The following is a 9,636-nucleotide window of genomic DNA, read 5'->3' on the forward strand; positions in this document are numbered from 1 at the left end:
CAATGCCGATCAGCGAGACACCGACAACGATGGTTACGGCAACGTCGTGGATGCCGACCTCAACCAGGACTTGATGGTGGACTTCTTCGATCTGTCGATGCTGGACAGCGTGTTCTACACCGATGACCCGGATGCTGATTTGAATGGCGACGGGCTGGTGGACTTCTTTGACTTGTCAATGTTGGACGACTTGTTCGGCAAGGCGCCGGGGCCGTCATACATCGATCTGCCGCCCGGCGGACCTGGCGCGGTGGCGAATGCGTGGAGTCAAGGAGCCGACGCACAGCAATTGGTTGAGGAGCATGTGTCGGGCGATCTCTTGGAACTGACGCTGGTGGGCGTGCATCATGGTCATGGCACTTCAAGTTTGCTGCATTTGGCTTGATGCGCCTTTTGTCTGAACTTGGAGCCTCCGCCGGCTCTTCAGCCGCGCGCGCCTTTGGGCTGTCTGGGGCCGTCAGCGCATTTCTTGAGAAGCTGTCGCGAGAGTGCTGACTCGCACTTTCGCGGACAGGCCTTGTGCCTCTGGGAAGCAAAGCGTTCCATCGGCAAACACAGACTTCCAGTAGGACAACAACGTTCCAGGCATATGAGGAGCGGTGAGTTCCACGCTGATCATCACCGTTTGCCCAGGTTCGGTATTCGGAATGGGAACCAAGGTCGACGTGGGGATGAGGTTGTCAGCCACTCGGATCGTGCGGCCATCGCGTGTTTGCACGATGAGTTCTTCGTCCATGCACTGCATGAATCGATCTTGCCAAGCCACACGGCCGACGTTTTGGACTTCCCATGTCTTCACAAACCGCTGGCCAGGCAGAACAAGTGCGCCGTCGGCAAAGTTCACGTCTCGCACGAAGGCGCTTTGATCACCAAGGAGGCTCGGAGCGTTCCTTTTGGATGCGAGTGGCGGATGCTCATCAAACAGCAGTTGCAGAAGACGAAGAGGGTGAACTTGCAGCACCTGTGCCAAGGCCACGACGGTCTGTAAGCTCGGCAGTTTGGCGCCTTGATCGTTCAGCAAGCTGTGCAGGGTTTGCCGACTTAGCTTGGCACGGCGGCACAACTCGGTGGTGGAGATGCCCAGGGTCTGGGCGCGAATCCGCACATAGCTGCTGAGTGTCTCGGTCATGGTTATGCGTGTGAAGTCGTGGTTAACCCTACGCCTATTCAGGGGGTTAGGGATAGCGTTCGTCCAGTGGATTGGACGTTAGCAATGATAGATTCAAAAGTCGGCTGCGATTTCAAAAAAACTTTGTTTGCGCTTGCTTGCGTTGATCGCTGCGCTCAGTCGTCAGGAGCCTTGAAAGCACGACTCAGTTGAAGGGCTTGATCGCTACCGAGTGCGGCCTATGCCCAAAGCAGCTGCCTGATTTGTTTGCCGGCCAAGTGGCGCTTTCAATCGCTGCGGTGTTGAGTTGCATCTTCTTGCCAAGCGGGGACATGGCAAAAAGTGCCCGTTGGAGGCCGAACTGTTAATTTCCGTCGACGCATGTGGCGGCTTTGTAAATTTATCGATGAAGCTTGATTATGAAAAAAGAAATGTTCAGTGATGAATTTCAAGTGGCCGATTTTGGTCATCCAAAAGAGTTGCCAATTTCGATGGGCATCAATTTGCGTGAAAATTATGCCTTTGAGATTTCTGTGAACGAAGATATTCAATCAAAATTATTGACGCCATTGGCGATCAAAGATTTGCTTGCGGTTGATGTGCAGGGATCAATTAAAAGAATTGATTTAAATAATGGAGGGGATTTTATTGGTTTTTCCAATAATCCTCAGTCTTTTTGGAATTTTGAGGGTGCTAGGGTAGGTGGTGAGCCTGTAGCGGCGACCGAAAATTTGGCGCAAGAGGAGACCCCGCAAGAGCAAGCGAATGTAGCTCAAAAATCAAATTCTATTTTGACGACCCAAGAGGCTCCAATAAATAGCGGGTTGACGAATTATGGCGCTGGAGAAAAAAATATAGGTGATATTTTTTTGCAGAAAGGCTATTACACAACTTTTGCGCAGCTGTCGAAGGCCGTTTACAGCCTTGATGACAATGAGGATTTTCATATGGGACAGACGGGTGTCCCTCCCATCCCCGCTGGAGAGGTTCGACACGGCAGTGGGGAAAATTATATAAAACCCTATGCTTTACTCGAATACAAAAATGCGACAGAGGGCAAGTCGATTAGGATTGATGGCCATGAGATTGGGGTAGTGGCCGACTGGAAGGTTCTTGATGCGGTTATTCTAGGTACGGGCAGTACAGGATCATTTTCAACGTTAGAGGTAGAAAATACTTGGAAGGAAGTCTTCGGGCTCGCGGTTTTTGCGGCCATGGGTGCAGGCTTGGGCGTGGTCGGGGCCGTTGGTGCTGCCTTAGCTCTCAAGGCCGATAAGGTTGTGGATAAAGAATGGTTCATAGAGTCGAATGGTATTTATCACTGCGCAAATTCTGCAGCTCTAGCGACAAGGTGTGGTGACGCGGTCGTAATTTCATTTCGCGGCACCAACGACAATGACGAAGCAGGAATTTTATCGAAGGTGGTAGATCCAACTGAGGACGAGCTCGATTGGATCTATATGTCTGAACACTATGCCGAGCTTAAACCGTTTGTAGACATGATCGATGCCTATGTTGCTCGAGAAAATATCTCCAAAGTCTTTGTCACAGGCCATAGTTTGGGAGGGGGAATGGCCTTGGCTTACATGGATAAACATCCAGATAAAGCCGGTGTCAGTTATGAGGCCGTTACATTTGCAGCACCGGGCTATCTTCTGGCCGGCTCGTTAGATGAGCGCGTTATTTGCATAGAGATGGATGGTGATCCTGTTCCCGATCTTAAATATCACCAAGGCTATGTCGTCAGTGTTGACGCACCACTTACCCACACAATGGGTAACGATAATGGCAAAGACTATGGTGATGTTGATTACCACAGCATGGATATTTATTTGGCGGCAGCGAAGGCTCTCGACTCAGAGTTGCAGAATACATCGTATTCTGATTCGACATCTATCCACGGTTTTGCCAGCGATATGTTTAGCAAAATCGATTATGGCCTAGAAGTTTCTCTGGCTGGAAAAGAGACCGCTTCGACCGAGGATTATTCTTATGCCTCGCGCGATCCTGCCCCAACCTTTGATTTCATGGGTGATTCTGATATATTGCCAGACACAGGTAATGTTGGCTTTACAGACTATTTTCTCGGTGGGCCCAAAAACGATAAGCTCGGGTCGCTGCTCCTACCGTCAATTCGAAATGTATTGATCGGGGGCGCTGGCGATGATACTTATTTGGTCGACAACTCATCAGATTCGATCATTGAGTCGGAAAGTGGCGACGTTGACACAGTTATTGCCAGTGCCTTTTATGCACTCCCTGCCAATGTTGAAAATCTTACCCTCAATTCTAACTTCGCTTGGTTTGATGCAAACATCGATGGTACCGGAAACGCCCTTGCCAATGTAATTGTAGGTAATGATGGAAACAATATTTTGGCTGGCCTCGATGGCGATGACACTCTGATTTCTGGTCTTGGTCGCGATTCCCTGGTGGGAGGTGCTGGAGACGATGATATTTTCGCCGAGAGCGGCGGGGATATCCTCCAGGGCGGCATCGGCAATGATGAGTATCTTGTTAAGCGAGTAAGTGACGAGAAATATGATATTTACGAGGCGGGGTCTGGTGATGGGAATATTGATACATTGTATTTTCAAGAGACACCGAGCCTCATTGATTTTGACGGCATCGATGACCTGAATTTCGCCCTAGTAGACAATGATCTTTGGATCGATTTGGATGTTGTTGGAACCTTCGGCACATTTGATGACAATGAAGGGACCGTCGTCATCCATAATCAACGCAGCGATTCCAGTGTTGTTGAGTCCCTGGTTATTACGCCAGAAGAGCCTCCTGAAGGCTTTATAGGTACAAAAATTTCTCTTGTATCTGTATTTAATGCTTTGAACAACCTGGGCGGAAGTGGCTTTCACCGCTTGGTTCTTAGCGGCACTTTTGACCCGTACGGCTTGCAAGTTATTGGCGATAACTATATTTACGGTACCGCCGGTAATAATAATTTGATTGGAAAACCTGGTGCGAGTGACGACGTCTTCGTCCTCAGCAAAGGCATCGACACCATCGACGGCGGCGCCGGTAATGACAAGTTGATCGGCGACCTCAGCCTCACAGGCCCCTACGTCAACGGCATCAGCTACGAGATCAATGGCAGCGCCCTCAATAGCGGCAGCAGCTTTGCTGCGCTGGTTGCGGCTTTTGATTCACCCATCACCACTTATGTGCTCAACTTGGCATCGGCCGGCAGAACCACGGCCACCAATATCGAAAGCTACCAAGTTGACCTGACCGGCTCTAGCGCCAATGACTTGCTGGTCTATCAAAATGGCACCCGCTACGACGGCGGCCTCGGCACCGATACGTTTTACGCCGATTGGGGCAGCAATACTTTGGGTGTGACTTGGACCAACCAGCCCGGTCAGGCGCAAAACGTCAATGGAGTCTTCATTGCGGGCGTTGAGCGCCTCTTGCTCACGACTGGTTCCGGCGCCGACTACATTTCTAACTCCAGCGCAGCAACCAACGACTTCATTCAAACTGGCGGTGGCGATGATCAGGTCTATGCCGGCGGTGGCGATGACGAGGTTTACGGCTGGGCCAACAACGACGTGTTGGTAGGCGGTGCTGGGGCCGATCGTGTTTACGGTGGCTCCGGTGACGACCGCCTGTTCGATGACAGCGACAGCAATGCCGACGACGATTACTTGTATGGCGACGACGGCAACGACATCTTGACCTCCAAAGGCGGCAACGACCAGATGAGTGGCGGTGCCGGCAATGACACCTACAGCTTCGAATCCACGGGTAGCTATGTTGCGATCGTGAACGAACAGGGCAACGGCAACGACCTGCTCCGCCTCATGGCGCCAAGCGCTGACTTCGCCAAGACACGGTTTGTGGCTCATGGAGATGACCTGGCCATACACACCTACACCAGCGCAGGCACCTTGGTGCGCAGCGCCCTGGTGATCGACATGGCACACGCTGCCGGTCAATTGGAGACCTTGGAGGTTGATCTAGGAACCAGCGCTAATGCCGCCACCGGGCGCTACAACGTGCTCACCGCCTGGACAGCTGCAAAGGCCGGCGATGCGACGGGCGGCGCAGCCTACATAGGTTCATTTGTTGGGGGCATTTACACGGGCGACGGCCCGGACTTCATCACCGGCACCGATGGCAACGACACCATCAACGGTTTTGGCGGCAACGACAAGATCTTTGGTCTAACGGGCAGCGACAAGATTTATGGCGATGAGGGTGATGACACGATCAGTCTGACTGTGGATGGCGTTGACTATGTGTCGGGTGGCGCGGGAACGGACAGCTTGAGCGCTGACTTGGCCGGCTTCAACGCATACGGCTATGGTCGTATCTGGTGGGAAGGCACAGACGCCAACGGCAAGGCCGTTGCGGCGGTAGATGTGAACTCAAGTTACGAGCTCATTGACGGCTACCTACAAACTGCCACTACAAACCAGTTGCAAGTTCACTGGGCCTGGTATTCGCTGTCGAATGCTAAGGCTGCAACCCTGACGTTCACCGGCATCGAGAACCTCAGCATCAGCGCCTCCAGCGCCGTCGCCGACGACGACCTGATCTTTGCCCGCGGCACCGGCGTCTACGACGGCAAGGCTGGAAACGATGCGGTCTACGCCGACCTGTCGGCTGCCACCAACGACATCAACTTTGTGGCGGGCAGCAGACTCAACTATGCCGGTCAAGGGTCAAGCTTTTCAAACTTCGAACGTGTCTTGATCAAGACCGGCAGTGGGCAGGACAGCATTGATTCCTCGTCCGCAAGTCTGAACGACTATCTTGAGCTGGGCAGTGGCAACGACACCGCAGCGACTGGTGGCGGCAGCGACACCGTCAAGGCCGGAGCCGGCGACGACACGATTAGCATGGTCATTGACGGCGTCGACATTGTCTCGGGTGGGGCGGGCACGGATAACTTGAGCGCTGATTTGGGCAACTTCAACGCATACGGCTATGGTCGTATCTGGTGGGAAGGCACAGACGCCAACGGCAAGGCCGTTGCGGCGGTAGATGTGAACTCAAGTTACGAGCTCATTGACGGCTACGTACAAACTGCCACTACAAACCAGCTGCAAGTTCACTGGGCCTGGTATTCGCTGTCGAATGCTAAGGCTGCAACCCTGACGTTCACCGGCATCGAGAACCTCAGCATCAGCGCCTCCAGCGCCGTCGCCGACGACGACCTGATCTTCGCCCGCGGCACCGGCGTCTACGACGGCAAGGCTGGGAACGATGCGATCTATGCCGACCTGTCGGCTGCCACCAACGGCATCAACTTTGTGGCAGGTAGCGGGGTGAACTATGCAGGTCAGGGTTCGAGTTTCTCGAACTTTGAGCGGTTGCTGTTACGCACAGGTAGCGGCAATGACAATGTCGACTCCGCCTCATTGAGTCTGGCCGACTACGTGGAGTTGGGTGCTGGCGACGATACCGCCAAGACCGGGGCAGGCAGTGATACGGTGAATGGTGGTGCTGGTGATGACACGATGAGTCTGATCGTTGACGGAGTTGACAACGTGTCGGGTGGCGCGGGCTCGGACCGCTTGAGCGCCGACTTGAGCAACTTCAATCAATACGGTGCAGGCCGGATTTGGTGGGAAGGCACGGACGCCAGCGGCAAAGCAGTGGCGGGGGTGGATGTCAACTCTACCTTTGAGCTGATCGACAATTATGTCTCGACCGCCACCACAAACCAGCTGCAAGTTCATTGGGCCTATTACGGCTTGTCGAATGCTAGGGCTGCAACCCTGCAATTCACCGGGATCGAGAACCTCAGCATCATCGCCTCCAGTGCCGTCGCCGACGACGACCTAATCTTGGCCCGCGGCACCGGCGTCTACGATGGCAAAGCAGGTAGCGATGCGATCTACGCCGACCTGTCGGCGGCTAGCAGCGACATCAGCTTTGTGGCGGGCAGCGGGGTGAACTATGCAGGTCAGGGTTCGAGTTTCTCGAACTTTGAACGGCTGCTGTTGCGCACAGGTAGCGGCAACGACAGCATCGACTCAGCCGCATTGAGTATGGCCGACTACGTGGAGTTGGGTGCTGGCGACGATACCGCCAAGACCGGGGCAGGCAGTGACACGGTGAACGGTGGTGCTGGCGACGACACGATCAGTCTGACCGTTGACGGCGTTGACAATGTGTCGGGTGGTGCGGGCACGGACCGTTTGAGCGCCGACTTGACCAATTTCAACGCATACGGCTATGGCCGCATCTGGTGGGAAGGCTCGGATGCCAGCGGCAACGCAGTGGCCGGGGTGGATGTGAACTCTACCTTTGAGCTGATCGATACTTATGTGCAGACCGCAGCTACAAATCTGCTGCAAGTTCACGCGGTCTATTACAACTTGGGAAATACTAGGCTTGCAACCCTGAAATTCACCGGCATCGAGAACCTCAGCATCAGCGCCTCCAGTGCCGTTGCCGATGACGACCTGATCTTGGCCCGCGGCAACGGCGTCTATGACGGCAAAGCAGGTAGCGATGCGATCTACGCCGACCTTTCGGCGGCCACCAACGGCATCAATTTTGTGGCAGGTAGCGGGGTGAACTATGAAGGTCAGGGTTCGAGTTTCTCGAACTTTGAACGGCTGCTGTTGCGCACAGGTAGCGGCAACGACAGCATCGACTCAGCCGCATTGAGTATGGCCGACTACGTGGAGTTGGGTGCTGGCGACGATACCGCCAAGACCGGGGCAGGCAGTGACACGGTGAACGGTGGTGCTGGCGACGACACGATCAGTCTGACCGTTGACGGCGTTGACAATGTGTCGGGTGGTGCGGGCACGGACCGTTTGAGCGCCGACTTGACCAATTTCAACGCATACGGCTATGGCCGCATCTGGTGGGAAGGCTCGGATGCCAGCGGCAACGCAGTGGCCGGGGTGGATGTGAACTCTACCTTTGAGCTGATCGATACTTATGTGCAGACCGCAGCTACAAATCTGCTGCAAGTTCACGCGGTCTATTACAACTTGGGAAATACTAGGCTTGCAACCCTGAAATTCACCGGCATCGAGAACCTCAGCATCAGCGCCTCCAGTGCCGTTGCCGATGACGACCTGATCTTGGCCCGCGGCAACGGCGTCTATGACGGCAAAGCAGGTAGCGATGCGATCTACGCCGACCTTTCGGCGGCCACCAACGGCATCAATTTTGTGGCAGGTAGCGGGGTGAACTATGAAGGTCAGGGTTCGAGTTTCTCGAACTTTGAGCGGCTGCTGTTGCGCACAGGTAGCGGCAATGACAGCATCGACTCAGCCGCATTGAGTATGGCCGACTACGTGGAGTTAGGCGCGGGCGACGACACCGCCAACACCGGTGCAGGCAGTGACACCGTGAATGGCGGTGCTGGCGACGACACGATCAGTCTGATCGTTGACGGCGTCGACAACGTGTCGGGTGGCGCAGGCACGGACCGTTTGAACGCTGACTTGACCAATTTCAACGTATACGGCTACGGCCGCATCTGGTGGGAAGGCACGGACGTAAACGGCAAAGCAGTGACGGGGGTGGATGTGAACTCTACCTTTGAGCTGATCGACACTTATGTGCAGACCGCAGCAACAAATCTGCTGCAAGTTCACGCGGTCTACTACCATATGGGAAATGCTAGGGCTGCAACCCTGAAGTTCACCGGCATCGAGAACCTCAGCGTCAGCGCCTCCAGTGCCGCTGCCGATAACGACCTGATCTTTGCGCGCGGCACCGGCGTCTATGACGGCAAGGGTGGCAGCGACACCTTCTTCGCCAACTGGAGCGAGGCTTCACAGTCGATCACCTGGGTCAATGCGGCAGGCGCCGCCCAGGTTGTCAACGGCGTGACGGTGAGCAACTTTGAGCGCCTGCTGGTCCAGACCGGCTCCGGCGACGATCTCATCGACAACTCGGCCGCTGCCGTTGGCGCAACGAATGACTACATCGCCACGGGCGCAGGCAACGACACGCTGAACGGCGGCGCCGGCAACGACCAGATGCTGGGCGGCACGGGCGACGATACCTATTACGTGGATTCATTGGCCGATGTGGTGACCGAGCAAGCCAACGCCGGCAATGACACGATCATCACCAGCCTGAACTACTCGCTAGGCAACAACATCGAGAACGTGATCATCACCGGCGCGGCGGGCGTGGTGGTGACCGGCAATGGCGAGAGTAACCAGTTGCAGGGTGGTGCGGGCAATGACACCTTGAACGGTGGTGCGGGCAATGACTTGCTGAACGGTGGTGCGGGCAATGACAGCCTGTTCGGCGGAACGGGGGATGATATCTACGTGGTGGATGCTGCCGGCGACACCGTCACCGAGTTGACCGGCCAGGGCTCGGCGGACACCGTGCAGTCCACGATTACCTTCACGCTCGGCGCAAATCTAGAAAATCTGACCTTGCTGGACGCTGCACCGGCAGCCACGGCCAAGATCATGCTCGCCCGCAATGCGGCCGAGACGCTTGCGAGTGCGGCCCCGATCAACGGCACGGGCAATACCCTCGCCAATATCATCATCGGCAACAGCGGCGCCAACACGCTGAGC

At 55.1% G+C, this 9,636-nt stretch carries 3 protein-coding genes; 2 read left to right on the forward strand and 1 reads right to left on the reverse strand.

What is annotated here, in order from left to right; translation table 11 throughout:
- A partial coding sequence (locus PRZ03_RS23605; RefSeq protein WP_273602549.1) for a hypothetical protein occupies positions 1 to 385 on the forward strand: 385 nt, incomplete at its 5' end.
- A 72-nt stretch (positions 386 to 457) separates the two neighbouring features.
- Here PRZ03_RS23605 and PRZ03_RS23610 read toward each other — a convergent pair.
- A complete protein-coding gene (locus PRZ03_RS23610; protein ID WP_273602550.1) occupies positions 458 to 1,129 on the reverse strand; it encodes an NBR1-Ig-like domain-containing protein in 672 nt (223 codons plus the stop codon).
- A 398-nt stretch (positions 1,130 to 1,527) separates the two neighbouring features.
- Between PRZ03_RS23610 and PRZ03_RS23615 the strand changes: the two genes are divergently transcribed.
- Positions 1,528 to 9,636: hypothetical protein (locus PRZ03_RS23615; protein WP_458296235.1), on the forward strand; the 8,109-nt coding region annotated here is incomplete at its 3' end.

It is taken from the genome of Roseateles albus, from assembly GCF_028595345.1.
GTDB lineage: Bacteria > Pseudomonadota > Gammaproteobacteria > Burkholderiales > Burkholderiaceae_C > Paucibacter_A > Paucibacter_A albus.